Genomic DNA, 16,009 nt, shown 5'->3' with positions numbered 1-16,009 from the left:
GAATCGAAGCAGAACACCGTGAAGTATGGTATATTGGAAAATAAAGACTAAAGTCCTGCTATACATCAAAAGTAATCCATTTGAATTCGATGGAAAGCGATGGAATAGGACATTATTCACATTTTTTGTGATTCGGCTATAAAAAATTGCCGGATAGCTGTCGATAAGTGATAGAGAGAGTATTTTATTGAAGGTTGATTCGTTATGCATCATTTTGAAAAATAAAATTCAAATTAAAATGGGACTTTTGTTGTGTGTCTAAAAGCCCATCGTAAAGGGGCGCAATGATCGTGAAGGCAGAAGTGATAAATCCTTTTTTGGAGTCGGCGCGGCGGGTCATTGAACAATTGATCCAAATCTCTCCCTCACCCGGCGATCTCGGTGTGAAAAATGTCGAGCTGGTGGATGACCATATTTGGATTATGATCGGGATGACCGGACAGCTTAGCGGAAATATTGTGTTCGGCCTGAATGAACAGGTAGCGTTGCGCATGGTATCGGCGATGATGGGCGGATTCGTTTTGACTGAAATTGATGAGATGGGCAAAAGCGCCATTTCTGAATTGGGAAATATGATCAGCGGTAATGCCAGCACGATTTTGTCCAATCAGGGGATTGTAGTCGACATTACGCCTCCGCAGGTCATGAAGTCGGAAAACTTGACCTCCTTCGTACCTCAGCGTGCCCTTTATATTCCGCTTACGATGGAAGGGATCGGTGAGCTGGATATTCAGGTGATGATCTCTTAATATTAAAGAAGCAGGTTTCTTTAATATGGAGGGATGTCCATGAGTACATTGCAAAACAAGGTGGTTGTCATTACAGGTGCATCCAGTGGAATTGGTGCCCTCTGCGCACGGTTGCTGAGCGAAAAGGGTGCGATTCCTATTTTGACTGCGCGTTCGCAGGAACGGCTTGAACAAGTGTCAGCCGGAATTAGTGGCAGGCATGAGTTGATCCCTCTGGACGTCACTCGTCAAGAGCAGGTAGAGGCCGTGGCTGCCCGTGTGCTGGAGCAGTTCGGACGGGTCGATATTTTGCTCAACAACGCAGGTTACGGGAAGTTTGATTATTTTCATGAGACAGACTTGACGGAGTTTGAACAAATGATGGATGTGAATTATATGGGCGCTGTCCGCTGTATCAAGGCATTTCTGCCGCAAATGACAGCAAGAGGTACGGGACAGATCGTCAATGTGGCATCCATGGCCGGTAAAATCGGGACAGCCAAATCGTCCTCCTACACAGCAACGAAGCATGCACTGCTAGGGTTCAGCAATGCGCTTCGGCAGGAACTGCGCGGGAGCGGAGTTACGCTAACAACGATTAACCCCGGACCGATTGACACGCCGTTTTTTGACCTCGCTGATCCTTCGGGCGGATATGTTCGTAATGTAGGCTGGTTTATGCTAAAGCCGGACAAGGTGGCTCAGCACATCGTGAGAGCGATGGAGCTTCGCAAGGAGGAGGTTAATCTGCCACGGTGGATATCTCCTTTTCTCAAGCTGTACCAGCTTGCTCCCAGGCTGACCGACAGGTTGGGCCATGGCGTGATGAACAAAAAATAAAAGATGTCCCGCAAACCATGTGATGGTGGAGGGACATCTTTTTTGTCATTTTGAATAAAAGGGAGGTATGACTAAATATCTGCATTTGGTTACAGGGCGGTTTTCGCATATAATGGAGAGTAACGAATTTACGTATAGGGGTTGGACCTTTTCATGACATTGAATTTTGAATCGCTCGGCGTGGAACAAGATCTGTTGACCAAGCTGGCTGAGCATGAGATTACACAGCCTTCGCCAGTTCAGGCGCAGGCTATACCAGAAATGATCAAGGGCAGGCATGTATTGGCGCGTTCGCAGACTGGCACAGGGAAGACGCTGGCTTACTTGCTGCCGCTGCTGCAAGCCATTGACCCGCAGAAAAAGGCCACGCAAAAGCTGATCCTGGCTCCCAGTCAGGAGCTGGCGATGCAAATTGTACGCGAAGGCCAGCGTTATGGGGAGCATCGCGGCATCCGTGTGCTCGGCCTGATCGGCGGAGCGGCAGTCAAGCGCCAGATCGAGAAGCTGAAGGACCATCCCCAGCTTGTGGTCGGCACACCGGGACGTGTACGGGAACTCATCGCTTCCAAGAAGCTGAAAATGCACAACATTACAACCATCGTCATCGACGAGGTGGATCAGATGTTCCAGCTCGGGGGAGCAAGCGATGTCACGAACATCTTGGGCACTGCCCAGCGTGACCGTCAGTTAGTATTTTTGTCCGCAACGCTGAACGACGAAATTCAAGCGCTGGCCAAGCGGGAAATGAAGGATTATGTGGAAATCGGGATTGATCCCGACCAGAAGACGGCCAGCGGTTTGGAACACTACTACTTTGTATCTGAAGAACGGGATAAGGTGGACATGCTGCGCCGACTGGTGCGTCATTTTAATCCGAGAAAAGCGCTGGTGTTCGTCAATACCACCAATGCCATCGGAGAGATTGAGGCCAAGCTCAAGCATATGGGACTGACTACAGCATCCCTGTATGGCGATGCGGACAAAGTTACACGTACCAATGTGCTTGCCCAGTTTCGTGCGGACAAGCTCAAGGTGCTGATTGCTTCCGATGTGGCAGCCCGTGGTCTGGATATTGAGGGACTGGAAATGGTGATCCATTTTGATCCGGCTACGGACAGTCAGGCTTATGTTCACCGTGCAGGACGGACCGGACGGATGGGTCGTAAAGGGTTGGTTGCGTCGGTTGTTACCGACCGTGAAACGTTCATCATGCGTAAATTTTCCCGTGAACTGGGCATCGACATTGCGGAGCGTGCGTTGTACGGAGGCCGGGTTGTCGTGCCGCGTCCGGTGGATGTCAAACGTGCGCCTGTAAGGCCTTCCGAAGCCAGAGCCAATTCTGACGGAGCAGCCACGGAAAGCCGCAAGGCGCCTGCCCGCGGTGAGAACGGTCGTCCTGGCAGAACTGCGGCAAATGGCTCGGCTCCAGGCAAGAGCAAAGGAGCGGCCTTGTCCAAAGCAGGGAAAGCGCAGCGCGAGCGTGAGCGTAAAAACAAGGGAGCGCCAAGATGGCTGAAGGAAAAAGGGTCAAAGCCGAACGGATAAGTGAGAAGAGGGGGAGCCATGGAACAACAGCCTGTATTGCAAATTAATGGACTGACAGGCGGATACAGCGCCAAGCGCCCGGTGCTGCACCAGATTTCTCTGGATGTAAAGCCGGGCGAAATGGTGGGGCTGATCGGTCTGAACGGAGCCGGGAAAAGTACGACGATGAAGCATATTTTGGGCCTGATGACACCGCAGGCGGGAGAAATTCGCGTGCAGGGACATAAGCAGGCGGAAAATCCCGAGCAGTATCAAGGAGCCATTGCCTTTGTACCCGAGTCTCCAGAGCTGTATCCCGAAATGACCGTAATGGAGCATATGGAATTCACTGCCAGAGCGTATGGAGTCAATGAAGCTGATTTTCGCACCCGCAGTGACCAAATGCTGGACTTGTTCCGTATGCGGGATAAGAGTGGAAGCATGTCGATGCATCTCTCCAAAGGGATGCGCCAGAAAGTGATGATTATGTGCGCATTTTTGGCTGGGCCGCCACTGTATGTCATTGATGAGCCATTTTTGGGTCTGGACCCGCTCGGTATTCGTTCCCTGCTTGATTTTATGCTGGAAATGAAGCGCTCGGGCTCGTCCATTTTACTCAGTTCTCATATTTTGTCCACGATTGAAAATTATTGTGATCGTTTCATTGTGCTTCATCAGGGTGCCATCATTGCACAGGGCACGCTGGATGAAGTGACAGCACAGGCGGGTAAGCCGGGCATGCCGCTGGAAGATGCATTTTATGAGCTGGTACAGGGCAGGGAATGAGCATGGATTTGCAACGCTTGCATAAAGAAAGACGTGCTGCGTTCTGGGGACAAGTGCTGCCTTATCTCGGCTATGTCATTCAGAGCGGCCTGGCGGTCGTCTTCGGCTTTGCGCTGATTGCCTTTGCCGCGTGGTACACGTCGCTGATTATGCATATCCCGCCGGATTTGCCCATCCGCTGGATTATGCTCACTGTAGCCGTTCCGATCGCTCATATGAGCTTCCGTACGTATTTGAACGAAGCCGATATCGTCTTCCTGCGTCCTCAGGAGCATGCGATGCACGAATATTTTAAGTCCAGCCGTATCCGTGGCGTGGTGTATAAAATATTTGGTCTGCTGTTGCTGCTTGTGATCGCGTGGCCGTTGTATATCCGCAGCGATACTGCGCCTAAGCCACTACTGCTGACCATACTGCTGTTCGTGCTGCTGAAGCTGCTGTTTAGCTATGGGGGCTGGCAGGAGCTGCGCATGGTATCGCGCAGTGCGAGTATGGCGTATCGTCTGCTTCGCTGGGCGCTGGCCGTGCTGCTGGTAGCCGCATGGCTGTGGCAGCCTCCGCTGCGCAGCTTGCCGTTTATCGTGCTGGTGGGTGTGGTGTACGTGCTTGTCCTGCGTTTTCCGGTCAAGCTGTTGGTGGCATGGGAGAACCTGATCCGTACAGAAGGCGTACAGGCTGCCCGTGTGATGCGTACTTTGGGCTGGTTTGTTGATGTGCCGGCCCTTACGCAGAGAGTGACTCCGCGTCGCTGGTTGTCCTGGTTAGGCGGTAACATACCGTGGGACAAAAGGGGTGCTTATCGTTACCTGCTGTTTAAGACCTTTGTGCGCACAGAGCCTGTGGGGATGGTGATACGACTGGGGATCCTCGGCCTGTTGATTATATGGATCACGCATACGAGCTGGATCGGTATCGCTGTGTATTTATTTTTTATATTCCTGATCGGCGTGCAGATTACTTCGTTAAGGCAGTACCATAAGGATTCGCTATGGCTTCAGCTCTATCCGCTTCCTGTACATACCCGTCGTGCGTCTTTCCTGGACTTTGTTGTACGGCTGCTGTTGCCGGTTGCGGTCATCCTGTGGCTTCCTTTTTTGTTGAGAGGAACTGAAGGGCTGATCACCACACTGCTTACGCTGGCTGGTGGAGTGCTGGTAGTATACCTGGTACGAGGCGCTCAGGCGAAAAAATGGCGTCTGGACGGTCAAGATGAGGAAGAAGTTTGATCCTGTGTGTATAAAGTAAAAACAAAGGCTATTCCGTAAGCAGCAAGCGCTGTTTGCAGAATAGCCTTTTTGCGTGGGTACTGCTATTTGTCGGCCGTGGGCGCAGATGTCCGCCTGCTTAAATGAAAATCGTTTTGCTGATGATCACTAACAAAATGAACAGCACCAGAATCGTTCCTGTGCTTGTGAATGCGCCGAAACCACCGTAACCGCCTCTTGTTTCTTCTGCTCCCATGCTCATTCTCCTCTCGGTCCTTGTGATGTAGGATACACCGTATATTATGAAGCCGATTTTCGGATTGCGTGGGCCAACGTGGAGGTACATTGCCGGATCGCCTTATTTTTTTCAGCGGATATGAGGGGATAGAGAGGAAAAGACACGTTTTGTCGAGAATAGAAGAAGTATATAATCATTATTACTTGGAAAGTGGGAACGACGAGATGCTGGCAGACAAGCTGCTCGTGAATATATTTCTGGTTTTTGTACCCTTGCTGGTGTACAGCGCTTTATCGGATTATCGACATATGAAACAGACCCCATTGCTCATGGGAGGGGTGCTGGGTATCTCTTCTGTGCTTTGTCTTATTTTCTCGTATAGCTGGTACGGCTTCCTTTGGGATCTCCGATATGTTCCGCTGATCCTCTCCGTTTTATATTTTGGCCCCGGAGCAGGACTAGTGAATATAACACTCATGATGCTGGCCCGCATTTATGTTGGACCTGATTCCATCGGTGTGGGGCTGCTTAGCATGCTGTTATGTTATCTCGTACCTCTCTTGGTGAGAAAAAAATTTATGCAGCTCAAAGGCATGCTGGCCCGAGTATTGATAAACTTGCTCATGAGTGTGTGGATGAATGTGATCATGCTGGTTGTTCTTATGATGCATTCCTGGGCCAACGGCAGACTGAATGAGGATGAAGTCGAGCTGATCAAGGGGGTTCTTTGGTTTGCTATAATTCAATTTCTAAGTATCGGAGCTGCCTCTTGCTGGATGGAGTTTAGTCTCGAACGGGAAGAGATGAGAAAAAAGATCAAATATGCTGAACGTCTCAATACGTTAGGGGAACTGGCCGCTTCCATGGCTCACGAAGTTCGTAATCCGTTGACGGTCGTAAAAGGGTTCCTGCAAATGGCCCAGTCAGGGCTGGAAGGAAAAAACCGCAGATATATGGCGCTGGCGCTGGCGGAGGTGGATCGGGCTGAAAGAATCATTAGCGACTATTTGAATTTATCCAAGCCACAGATTGGGAAGACGGAGCTGATGGATTTGTCCGGTATGGTTCAACAGATTGTTCTGCTCCTGAAACCGATGGCGGCCAAGCAAGGCGTAAGAATGCAGACGGAGCTGAGGAATAATATATATCTACATACGGATCGTAATCAACTGTTGCAGGCGTTAATTCATATCACGAAAAATGCGATTGAGGCTGCGGAAGATGGAGGCAAGGTAGACATAAAGCTGGTAGTTCAGGAAGAGAAGGCATGTCTGAATATCAAGGATAGTGGAAAAGGCATGAGCCCGGAGCATCTGGAACGTGTAGGCACTTTGTTTTTTTCGACCAAAGAAGTAGGAACAGGGCTGGGAACAGCAGTCTCTTTTCGCATGATTGAAGCGATGAACGGCAGTATACGGTATGAGAGCGAGCCGGGAGCGGGTACGGAGGTTATCATTTTGCTGCCGCTGGCACAACAATCTTTGCTGGCTGCTGAGGGATAAGTGCTTCGAGTTGGGAATGAATCGTTCAACAGGGGATATAAAGAACGGTATGCCGCAACATCCGGCACACCGCTTAATCCAGCTATAAGTCTAACCAGTTCATACCGACCGATTAGATTAGGCGTTCAATAAGTCTTGCACACCACGATAAACAATATCGTACAAGTCTTCCAGATATTCTTCCTCGATACAGGAGAACGCGATACGGAGATCATGCTCACCCAGTGCAATCGTTCCCACCCCATATTGCTCCAGCAGATGTGTGCGCAGTTGTTCGGCGGACAAGCCGTTCAGCTTGAGACACATGAAATAACCCGAGTTGAAAGGATAGTAGCTCCATACATCTCCGTATTTTCCGCTATCAAGTAGCGCCTTGACCTTGTTGGCCCGGCCTTTCATGATTTGGAACTTTTCTTCCTTCTGTTGCTCAAAATCCGGTGATTTGAGAGCATCCAGCACGAAGGTTTGCGACGGGTGAGGGCCGCTGGAAATCGTTGCCCGTATAATTCCCAATGCTTTTTGCTCCAGTGCGCTCAGCACGTCCTGATGTTCCGAAGCAAAGGTAATAAATCCGACACGGAAGCCCCAAACGAATTCTTCTTTGGTGGCTCCGTCAATTTTGACTGGTAAAATTCTTGGATGAAGTCCAGCTAACTGGCCGAATAGCGATTCATGCAGGGAGTCCTCGAAGAACAGACCAAAATAAGCGTCATCTGTTACAACTACGACATTGATGCCTGCTTCCGCAGCTTCCTGAATGGCAGCAACAATGGCTTTGCCCTCTTCGACTCCCGGTGTATAGCCAGTCGGGTTGTTCGGGAAGTTCAACACAACAATGGCTTTGCCGTAATCCTTCTGCGCTAGCAGTGCTTCGCGTAACCCATCACTATTAAAATGTTGGTCCTCTGTGAACAATGGGAAATTTACCAATCGTCCATGACGGCGAATACCGAAGGTCAGTTCATAGTTTTCCCAGTTTTTGTCTGGATAAATGACAGCATCCCCTTCATCTGTAAAGAGGTCGGCAACGATGCTCAAACCATGAGTCAGCGCGTTCGTAACCACCGGTAGGCCGTAGCTTTTTCCCGCCAGCGACGGGTTTTCCTTCAGCATTTTTTCCCGCCATACACTACGCAGCTCAGGCTTGCCCGCAGGGGGCGCATAAGGGTACAGGTCCTTGGGGCTGTATGCGGACAGCTTCTCCTGAATGACCCCCAAATGCATAGGGCCGCTACCCTCGGTAGCAATACCAATCGTAGCGTTATATTTTTTAGCAAGTTTCCCCGCCTCTGCCGATTGACTCAAAATTCCTTCTTTTGGGAAATAAATCTCTTTACCTAAAAGAGAAAGCATTTCATATACATGCTCGTTGCCTGCCTGAATGTTGCGGTTTAACTGCGCTGCCAGTGGATTCATTCCGGTTTCATCCTTCCAAGTCATTTTGATTACATATTATAGCATTACACACGGTAAGCGTCACGCAAAAGCGTCCCAGAAAAAGAAAAACACTTACACAAAATTAAAAAGCAAGAAATGGAGGAAAAGCTTTATTTTTTGCGTAATGGCTGTTCTGCGCTTATATTATAATTTAACGGGATCTGGGACAACGAAAGAATAGCATAAGGAGGTGCAGGTTTTGCTGGATACGTCTGCGTCATCGTTCATCCTGTTGTCCGCCTTTGCCAAAATTGTGTGCGAGCCGGGCTGGAAATGGCAGGTGCGCGAAAGGCCGATGCCAAACTATGATTTATTTTATGTATGGAGCGGTGAAGGAACGGTTGTATTGAACGGGGAATCCTTTCCGGTAAGCAAAGGAAGTTGCTTCCTGTTCAAGCCGGGGGATGATACTCATGCCACACATAACCCTCAGAAGCCGCTAGTACTTACCTATATCCATTTTGATCTTACCGAGCAGCCGGAGATCATCCCTGCCAGCTATCGAATGCTGGAGGAAATGGTCGAGGTGGAGCATATGCTTGCCAGGTACGTCCGTCTGCGCCTGGAACTCGCTTACGGGGCCGAGGAGGAGGGCAGGCTAATCCTGAAGCAGCTCATGATACATTTGCTGCGTGCCGACCGCAAGGAGCCGCAGGAGCAGCCGGTCAGCCATCAGCTCACCGAAGTCATCCGGGAAACGGCCAATTATGTGCGCCAGCATCCGGGGCTTCCTCACCGCGTCGAGGATTTGGCGGCACGGGCAGGGCTGTCACCGCGCTATTTTTCAATCAAATTCAAGGAGTTGCTGGGTGTTTCCGCTCAATCTCATATCATCAGCATGCGAATTGAGCGCGCACAGCATCTGTTGCTGCATGCCGGAATGAATGTGACTGAGGTGGCAGAGGCTTTGGGATACCGGGATATTTTTTTCTTCAGCCGTCAATTCAAGCAGTACACTGGGAAAAGTCCGTCCGAGATCAGGTGAAGGAATGAGCGGGTGGACAGGCTGTAGCCTAGCGACGGAGAGGTGAACGTGTGGTTCTAAGGATATTCCTATAACGAATAAAAAGATAAACGCCAAAAAGGACCTGAGCAATGCTGCCGGGTCCTTTCATCCGTGTCGCCGTTGCCGTGATGTAACGGCAAATTCGCTTATGCTTTGGGATCGTGCCGGAAGCAACCGAGACGCTGTCCCATTCTAACTACATCTCCCAGCTTCAGCACAGGGTCAGGTTCAAATGTGCCATTTTCGGTCAACAGAACGACGGTTGATCCAAACTCGAAATAGGCGAGATCGTCGCCTTTTTCCCATGAGAGGGCTTCGTCATCGGTGTATTTGATGCTGCTTACATTCATCGCGCCAACCTTGACGACCGCCACCTCGCCGTATTCATGGGCAATGTACGTAATCTGCCGTTCATTGCGGCTCAGAACCGCTCTCATGTGCTGTAAGCCGAAGTCATTCACCGGATATACCTTGCCGCGCAAATGTTCCTTCTCCACCAGTGTACCGGATACCGGCGCATGAATACGATGATAATCAGTCGGGCTGAGATACAGCACAAAAGCATAGCCGTGCGTGTATTTCTCAAGACGCGGCGAACGGTTAAGCAACTCATCCAGCGTATAGTCCTGACCTTTGACATTCAAAATCGTGCCGGATGTAATTGGGCCAGTGAACGTAATCCGCGCATCCACTGGACTGGTCATCACCTCGGCGTTCGTATCAATCGGGCGCATGCCCGCTTTTAATTTGCGTGTAAAATAGGCGTTCAGGGAACGGTATTCCTTCCATTCCTGTTCAGCCTCATGCGTCTGGATCTGGTACGTACGTATAAAGGTGGGGATAAAAAGTCGGCTTGCACCGCTTTGGGCAAAGGAACCCACAACCCGGCACACCCACTTGCGCGATGATAGCTCAGTCATGAGCCGCAGCCACTGTTTTGCCATTTCAGATCCCCCTTGTTCATTTCCGAGCCGTCTTGGCCGGAACATGTCCGGCCGCTCTGAACTATATTGACACAGAATGTGACGTAAATCAATACAGTGGACGGTCGGTGTCCGCCGGGGGCATCCGTTCGAGAAGCCAACGGGCGTAAGCCATCGGCTGAGTGTACGTTTCTTTCCAGACATTGTTCATGCCCGCCTGGCTGAATCCGTAGCGCTGATCGCGGCCGTTGCATTCGATAAAAACAATCTTGCCTTCTTGCGTAATGCCCAGGTCCAGACCGACGTCAGCCAGCCGGGGAAGGTTTTGTGCCAGCCGATGAACGATTTGCAGCGCGAGCCTTTCCAATTCATTCATCAGACGGGCTGTGTTCCATGGCTGAGCCGTCCGTACCTGTGACAGCACCTCTGGCAAGAAACGGGCTGAGCCACCCTGCGCCACATTGGAAACGAAGGTGTGGGAGGGAGCAATTTTGGCAAACATGCCTGTTACGCTCCAAATGCCGCCATATCCGCGTTGAACCGTCACGCGAATATCAAAAGGGCGGTTGTTATACAAAGCGAGCGGTAAAGTTTCCTGCACGATATGAGGACTATGCAACAGCCGCTTGGGCAGAAATGCAGGCAGTTCTCCGGCATGCAGGCGCAGGGTGATCCAGCGCTCCGGTACAGCGGGATGTGCGCATTGTAAGGTCCAGTCACCACGGGAATGTCTCAGACGCATAATTCCTTTGCCGATGCTCCCGCTGCTTGGCTTGATGACGACATCTCCGGTTTGCTCCATCAAGGTACGAATCGAAGCCAGGTTGCCTTGCAGCGTTCGCGGAAGATGAGGGTGCAGCAGAGGGTCTTCCTGCAATATCGCATGTATGTGGTCCTTACGGAAACGGTTTTGTTCATTAAAGATATAAATTCCGTTCTGTACCAGTCTGTTGATGTCACTGGCGTTTTCGTTCTGTCGATAGAGTGTCCGATTGTGGATGACCTGTGGCAACGGGAGAGTCATCTGATGATAGCCGTTACCATGTTTAACAAAAGCCCGGCATGTTCCAGATGGTATATGAATATTCTCCAGACGAAGAAAGCAGGGAATTAGCTCGTAGCTCAATCCGGCGTCTTCGTAATTGACGAGTGATTCATAACCCGTCCTCATGGCGGGGATGCCCCGGTACGTCGCCGGGTTGAGCATGATGCCTACATGCAGCATGGGTATGTCCGCCCTTCCTTGTTGAGACTCTAACTGACAACTCAGTGGTTCTAGTCCATCATATGTTTTAAAGATCGGCCAGGCATGGACGGTTGCCTTGCTGCTTGCCCAAAGTAAGGAGCCAGGCACCTTTCAGGCAGGGAGACGATATGATACACCATGAGTGTAGGAGTGTTGAATGCGCAGGATCGCTTGAATCAGAGAGGAAAGAAGGTGCAGGACTGATGCAGAGGCCGAAGGTAGCAGTCGTTACACCGGGTTCTTTTGTTATACCTTCGCCCCGCAGCAGTTCGGTGGAGCGGGTTATTGCCCATATGGTACCACTGGCCAGCGATAAGCTTCAGGTACAGATATATGGCATACGGGGAGAAGAGGTACCGGATAACGCCGATGTGGACGGGGTGCCCTGCATACGTTATAAGCAAGGGTCAAGCTATATTTCCGAGGTGATTTCCGACCTGAAAAGATGGTCTCCTGCGGTGGTCGATGTACACAACCGCCCTGCTGCGGCATATGCGATCCACAACGCTTTGCCCGATAGCCGGATCGTACTGACTTTGCATTCGACCACTTTCATTCGGGAGCCGTACCTGCAACGGAAGGAAGTGAAACGACTGCTGCAGCCGCTGGAGCGGATCATTGTGAACAGCGCCTACATGCGATCCGTCGTAGCTGCTGACAGCTCTGATGCTGTCAGGCAACGCATCGCTATAAATGAGCTGGGCATTCATCCCGGCGATTTCCTGCCGCGCTGGACACCTGCGGCAGAAGCGGTCAGAGCGGCGCGGCTGAACGATTTTGGCTGGGCAGGCCGCCGGATCATACTGTATGCGGGCAGGCTGGTGCCCGGCAAGGGCGTTCATCGGCTGCTCAAGGCCCTGCCGCGTATCGCCCGTGCCTGCCCGGATGTGCTGCTGCTCATTGCGGGCAGCGCCTATTACGGGCAGGACCGTCTCACATCCTATTCGGCGTCGCTGCATCGGCAGACGCGTAAGCTCAGGATGGGGAAGCACGTCGAGTTTCTCGACTATGTTCCTCATCCGGCACTGGCCTCGCTGTACCAGTTGGCCGATGTGACCGTCGTTCCTTCGGTGGGAAATGAGGCCTTCGGGCTGGTCAATCTGGAAGCGATGGCCGCAGGTGTACCCGTAGTTGCTTCCCGTACGGGCGGCATCCCGGAGGTTGTACAACACGGGGAGACGGGCTGGCTTGTGTCATCATCTCCGGGGGAGCAGGAAATGGCTGCTGCCGTCATTGGACTGCTCCAGCAACCTGACTTGCGGCGACGAATGGGAGAGGCAGGGCTTGACGAGGTGCGAAAACGGTTTTTATGGCAGCATTCAGCACATCGCTGGGCGCAAATCATGCTGGATTGCGTAACGTAGTGACATGAGCCCAGTTGTGAGCATAGGCTATCCTATAGGCATTAGCCATGATTTCCAGCCGAGTGAATGAAGCGGAGCGACCGCTGGTTCACTCCTGTGCCAAAGGAGCGGTCATTATGAACCATCGCATGAACCATAATAGTAAGGATAAAAGAACAGTACGGCGTAACTCTTCCAACGCGGTTCCCTCCCCTCGTATAGACAAAAATAAAACGTCCTCCCCCGGCAATGATAAACCGCTCCAGCGGGAAACGGTGAATGTAAAGTCAATCGTGGATACCCAAGCTCTAACTCATGACCCTATCACTGTGGATGAAGCAGCATGGCGAAAGCACAAGCTTCCCAAGACACTGGAGGAAGCCATGCTGATGAACCGGGCGTCTGTATTGCTGCTGTCTGTGCCAGAGACGAATATGGAATCCGGGACGGAAGACGGCCAGACGTCTGTAACGTCCAGGGGTCAGTCAGAGCAGGAATCGTTGCTGGATTGTTCCATTACCAGTATTCACATTGCCGAAGGCAGACATCGCCCCAAGCAGCAGCGGTTAGCGTTGTCCGCTGACAAGCAAGCTGCTTTTACGGATGATGACGGGCTTCTCCGTAAGCATGCATTTAATTCAAGAGCGGCTTCAACACGGTTTGGCAGCGTTTTTTTTCACATTCCCGCAGAAGCGTGCAGGAATGAAGTGAGCATTGTGTTTGAGCAGCCATTCCAGGACGTGCATTATGCAATCACAGGAAATGCGAGCTTACCGGGGGTAACGGTATCTGTCACGAAATGTCAGAGAGATTCGGCGGTGTTTACTGTGGAACGCGGACACGCAGGTTCAATTTGTGAAGGTTTGATTCTGTGGATTGCAATCGGGCACGATTAAAGCACGCCTGCACAGGGTTGCGAATTTTCATAAAACAAGAAAAAGGCGTCCCGATGAAGGGACGCCGTATATATGAGGGGGGAGAGGGCACACTTGTAATGGTAATATCGCCCTCTTTTTATATATTCTAAGTAGAGCCAGAAGATTGCTAGTTTAAGCTCAATTTAATTCACACCTACAGCGTCAAAGGACTTAATAGCAGAAATGACTGCTATTGAATTTTCACCATAGCCGTCCTTGGCTGCCTGGATAACGGCGGCCCGCGCGTTAGAGAAGTTGGAGGTAGAGGTCAAATAGTTCGTAAAGGCATTATAGTAAATATATACAGCCGCTTCGCGCCCGATACCGGTTACCGTTACACCATGGGACGTACCGCCTTGTGCCAGCAAATAATAGGCTTTGTTGATAATACCGCTATTCGTATGGACTCCGCCTTCATCATCATTGTTAGGGTCCGTGTAAAAATTGGAATAGTGATCTGGCTGACCAAATTTTGTAGGATCGGATAGAGAGCGCAGAGCATCGCCCGGAATGTTAGGCGTATAAATGCCATCTCCAAGAAGCCAGTTGCTGCCATCCATATCATTACCAATAATATCTGAGAAGGCTTCATTCAGCGCACCAGATTCACCGTAATACTCCAGATTGGAGGTGAATTCTGTGACACCGTGGGTGAGCTCATGCCCTACGACATCGGGATCACCGCTGAAAAAGGTAAATAATTTACCGTCGCCGTCGCCGTATGTCATTTGAGAGCCGTTCCAGAAGGCATTGTTATATTTTTTGCCGTAATGGACGGTCGAACGGATTTGCATGCCACGTCCATCAATGCTGTCGCGTCCGAATTTTTTCTTATAATAATCGTAGGTTCTAATAGCGTAGGCATGGGCATCAACAGCCGCCGGATCATCCCATACATTATCCGCATCCGTCAAAATAGTACCCGGCGTCGTCTGACGGTTGGCAGCAGTGTAGGTTACGATTCCGCTACTGCGTGTCGAGTCTTTCAACTGATATCCGTTGCCGGAAGCTGTAGTCGTGAACGATTTCATTACACCATCCACGCCGCGGCCGTTGCCCGTTGCGTAGTTGAGGATGTCATACTGGAATACGATTTTTCCGTCTTTGGCATCAATAAAGTAGCGTGTACGCAAAGGTGCAGGCTCCAGAATATTAACCTCTGTCACATAAACCAGCCGTGTGGTCTCACCGTCAGGATAGATGTACAGTTCTGCATTAGGTTCTACACTTGGCTCCAGATTGGCGATTTTGGCAATGGAAATTTGTTTTGAGATTGATAATTCGTTGTTAGATGCCTCTTTGTAAGTATCTTGACTTACACTGCCTTGATCCTGACTACCCTCAGTAACGTTATCGTTGACGGAAGGGTAGGATTGAATCCGTATAGCTGCTTCTTCATACGCGGTATAGACGGCCTGGGTAGCGCTAATTTTTGGAGTGGTGTCTTCAGTGGCATCTTGTTGTTGATCCTCCGAAATAACGGCGCCCAGATAAGAGGTGACTTTACCGGACTTATTCACATGGATGGTCTGCTCAGCTCCATATACGGGAACCCCGTTTACATACTGCTTCAATCGATAATGGTTTACACCGGATTTGTCGCTCGTGCGATCAATAATACGAAATTGATCACGGACATTAGTGCCGTCTGCACCTAGCAGCGTTTTCTTTTGTCGATTCAAATAACTCCATACAATATTGTCACCCGATACGGATGAAGGAGCCTTCCATTGTTCTGCGTGAAAGGTGGGTGTAAGCTGAGTAGGATCGGGAACAGAATTCTCCGCTGCTGAGGCACCAGGTGCTGCAGCCCCTAATAACATAGCTCCTCCAAGAAGTGAAACCCATACTTTTTTCATTAAAAATCACTCTCCCCAAATTTAGGTCAGGATGATGTGCATCCTGTTTTGTTTTTTAGGCATGGCGCCATGTATGTAGGTCTTGCTGCTTTTTAAAACGTGAAGATCATGAAAAAAATAAACTTATGCAAAAAAACAAGTTTTATTTTTTTGTGATTACATCGTTCTGGCTCTGATATTAGCACAGAGAATGTAGGACGAGAAGATGTAAATTACAAATTACTCCAAAATGAGACTAAAGACCCGATTTAGATTGTATTTGTCTTATTTAGTCGAAATTAATCGAATGGTATAGGAGAAACAAAAAGAGCGTCCCGCTGGGGGACGCCATATACATAGGGGGGAGGGGCGCAGTCTTGTAAACTGCACCCCTATTTTTTTTCGTCCATTTTATGAGCAGGGTTGGATGACAGCTGCACAACGACAATGGTCTATGGACGAGGATGAATAAGAGG

Annotated in this window: 14 protein-coding genes; 9 read left to right on the top strand and 5 right to left on the bottom strand. The window is 50.3% G+C overall.

Annotation, left to right across the window (positions count from 1 at the left end; genetic code table 11):
- The first annotated feature begins 290 nt into the window (after window positions 1–290).
- The 5 genes from NST83_RS19360 to NST83_RS19340 all read left to right on the top strand — a co-directional run bounded on the left by NST83_RS19360 (window position 291) and on the right by NST83_RS19340 (window position 5,104).
- Entirely contained in the window at window positions 291–749 is a 459-nt protein-coding gene (locus NST83_RS19360; RefSeq protein WP_137060098.1) for a chemotaxis protein CheX, read from the top strand.
- A gap of 39 nt (window positions 750–788) precedes the next feature.
- Window positions 789–1,568: an SDR family oxidoreductase gene (locus NST83_RS19355; protein ID WP_342415330.1), complete on the top strand. Its 780-nt coding sequence runs from the start codon at window positions 789–791 to the stop codon at window positions 1,566–1,568.
- Between the two features lie 153 nt (window positions 1,569–1,721).
- A complete protein-coding gene (locus NST83_RS19350) occupies window positions 1,722–3,113 on the top strand; it encodes a DEAD/DEAH box helicase (RefSeq protein WP_342415329.1) in 1,392 nt (463 codons plus the stop codon).
- An 18-nt stretch (window positions 3,114–3,131) separates the two neighbouring features.
- Entirely contained in the window at window positions 3,132–3,878 is a 747-nt protein-coding gene (locus NST83_RS19345; RefSeq protein ID WP_342415328.1) for an ABC transporter ATP-binding protein, read from the top strand.
- A 2-nt stretch (window positions 3,879–3,880) separates the two neighbouring features.
- Window positions 3,881–5,104: an ABC transporter permease gene (locus NST83_RS19340; protein ID WP_342415327.1), complete on the top strand. Its 1,224-nt coding sequence runs from the start codon at window positions 3,881–3,883 to the stop codon at window positions 5,102–5,104.
- A 118-nt stretch (window positions 5,105–5,222) separates the two neighbouring features.
- Here the strand turns inward: NST83_RS19340 and NST83_RS19335 are convergent, their stop codons facing one another.
- Complete coding sequence (locus NST83_RS19335) at window positions 5,223–5,339, bottom strand: YjcZ family sporulation protein (protein WP_209440990.1); 117 nt, start codon at window positions 5,337–5,339, stop codon at window positions 5,223–5,225.
- Window positions 5,340–5,488: 149 nt separating this feature from the next.
- Here NST83_RS19335 and NST83_RS19330 point away from each other — a divergent pair, with 149 nt between their 5' ends.
- Window positions 5,489–6,823, top strand: coding sequence for an ATP-binding protein (locus tag NST83_RS19330; RefSeq protein ID WP_342415326.1), 1,335 nt, complete (start codon window positions 5,489–5,491; stop codon window positions 6,821–6,823).
- Between the two features lie 117 nt (window positions 6,824–6,940).
- On the opposite strand, the gene NST83_RS19325 is transcribed toward NST83_RS19330, so the two are convergent.
- Window positions 6,941–8,239 carry an aminotransferase class I/II-fold pyridoxal phosphate-dependent enzyme gene (locus NST83_RS19325; protein WP_137060095.1) on the bottom strand — a complete coding sequence of 433 codons (1,299 nt, stop codon included), beginning with the start codon at window positions 8,237–8,239 and terminating at the stop codon, window positions 6,941–6,943.
- Window positions 8,240–8,459: 220 nt separating this feature from the next.
- Here NST83_RS19325 and NST83_RS19320 point away from each other — a divergent pair, with 220 nt between their 5' ends.
- Window positions 8,460–9,245 (top strand): AraC family transcriptional regulator, encoded by a 786-nt coding sequence (locus NST83_RS19320; protein WP_137060094.1) that lies wholly within the window; start codon window positions 8,460–8,462, stop codon window positions 9,243–9,245.
- A 167-nt stretch (window positions 9,246–9,412) separates the two neighbouring features.
- Here NST83_RS19320 and asd read toward each other — a convergent pair whose 3' ends face one another.
- Both asd and NST83_RS19310 read right to left on the bottom strand, forming a co-directional pair.
- On the bottom strand, window positions 9,413–10,210 hold the full coding sequence (gene asd / locus NST83_RS19315) for an archaetidylserine decarboxylase (protein WP_137060093.1): 798 nt from the start codon (window positions 10,208–10,210) through the stop codon (window positions 9,413–9,415).
- Window positions 10,211–10,298: 88 nt separating this feature from the next.
- Window positions 10,299–11,414: a YheC/YheD family protein gene (locus NST83_RS19310; RefSeq protein WP_342415325.1), complete on the bottom strand. Its 1,116-nt coding sequence runs from the start codon at window positions 11,412–11,414 to the stop codon at window positions 10,299–10,301.
- A 224-nt stretch (window positions 11,415–11,638) separates the two neighbouring features.
- On the opposite strand from NST83_RS19310, the gene NST83_RS19305 reads away from it, so the two are divergent.
- Both NST83_RS19305 and NST83_RS19300 read left to right on the top strand, forming a co-directional pair.
- Window positions 11,639–12,799: a glycosyltransferase family 4 protein gene (locus NST83_RS19305; protein WP_342415324.1), complete on the top strand. Its 1,161-nt coding sequence runs from the start codon at window positions 11,639–11,641 to the stop codon at window positions 12,797–12,799.
- 116 nt (window positions 12,800–12,915) lie between these two features.
- Window positions 12,916–13,674 carry a WIAG-tail domain gene (locus NST83_RS19300; RefSeq protein WP_342415323.1) on the top strand — a complete coding sequence of 253 codons (759 nt, stop codon included), beginning with the start codon at window positions 12,916–12,918 and terminating at the stop codon, window positions 13,672–13,674.
- Between the two features lie 164 nt (window positions 13,675–13,838).
- Here NST83_RS19300 and NST83_RS19295 read toward each other — a convergent pair whose 3' ends face one another.
- Window positions 13,839–15,554: a M4 family metallopeptidase gene (locus tag NST83_RS19295; protein WP_342415322.1), complete on the bottom strand. Its 1,716-nt coding sequence runs from the start codon at window positions 15,552–15,554 to the stop codon at window positions 13,839–13,841.
- Window positions 15,555–16,009: the final 455 nt, after the last annotated feature.

The sequence above is a fragment of the Paenibacillus sp. FSL R10-2782 genome, assembly GCF_038592985.1.
GTDB classification, from domain to species: Bacteria; Bacillota; Bacilli; order Paenibacillales; family Paenibacillaceae; genus Paenibacillus; species Paenibacillus terrae_C.
The sequence above is the reverse complement of the archived record's forward strand: the minus strand, read 5'-3'. Positions and strand labels throughout refer to the sequence as shown.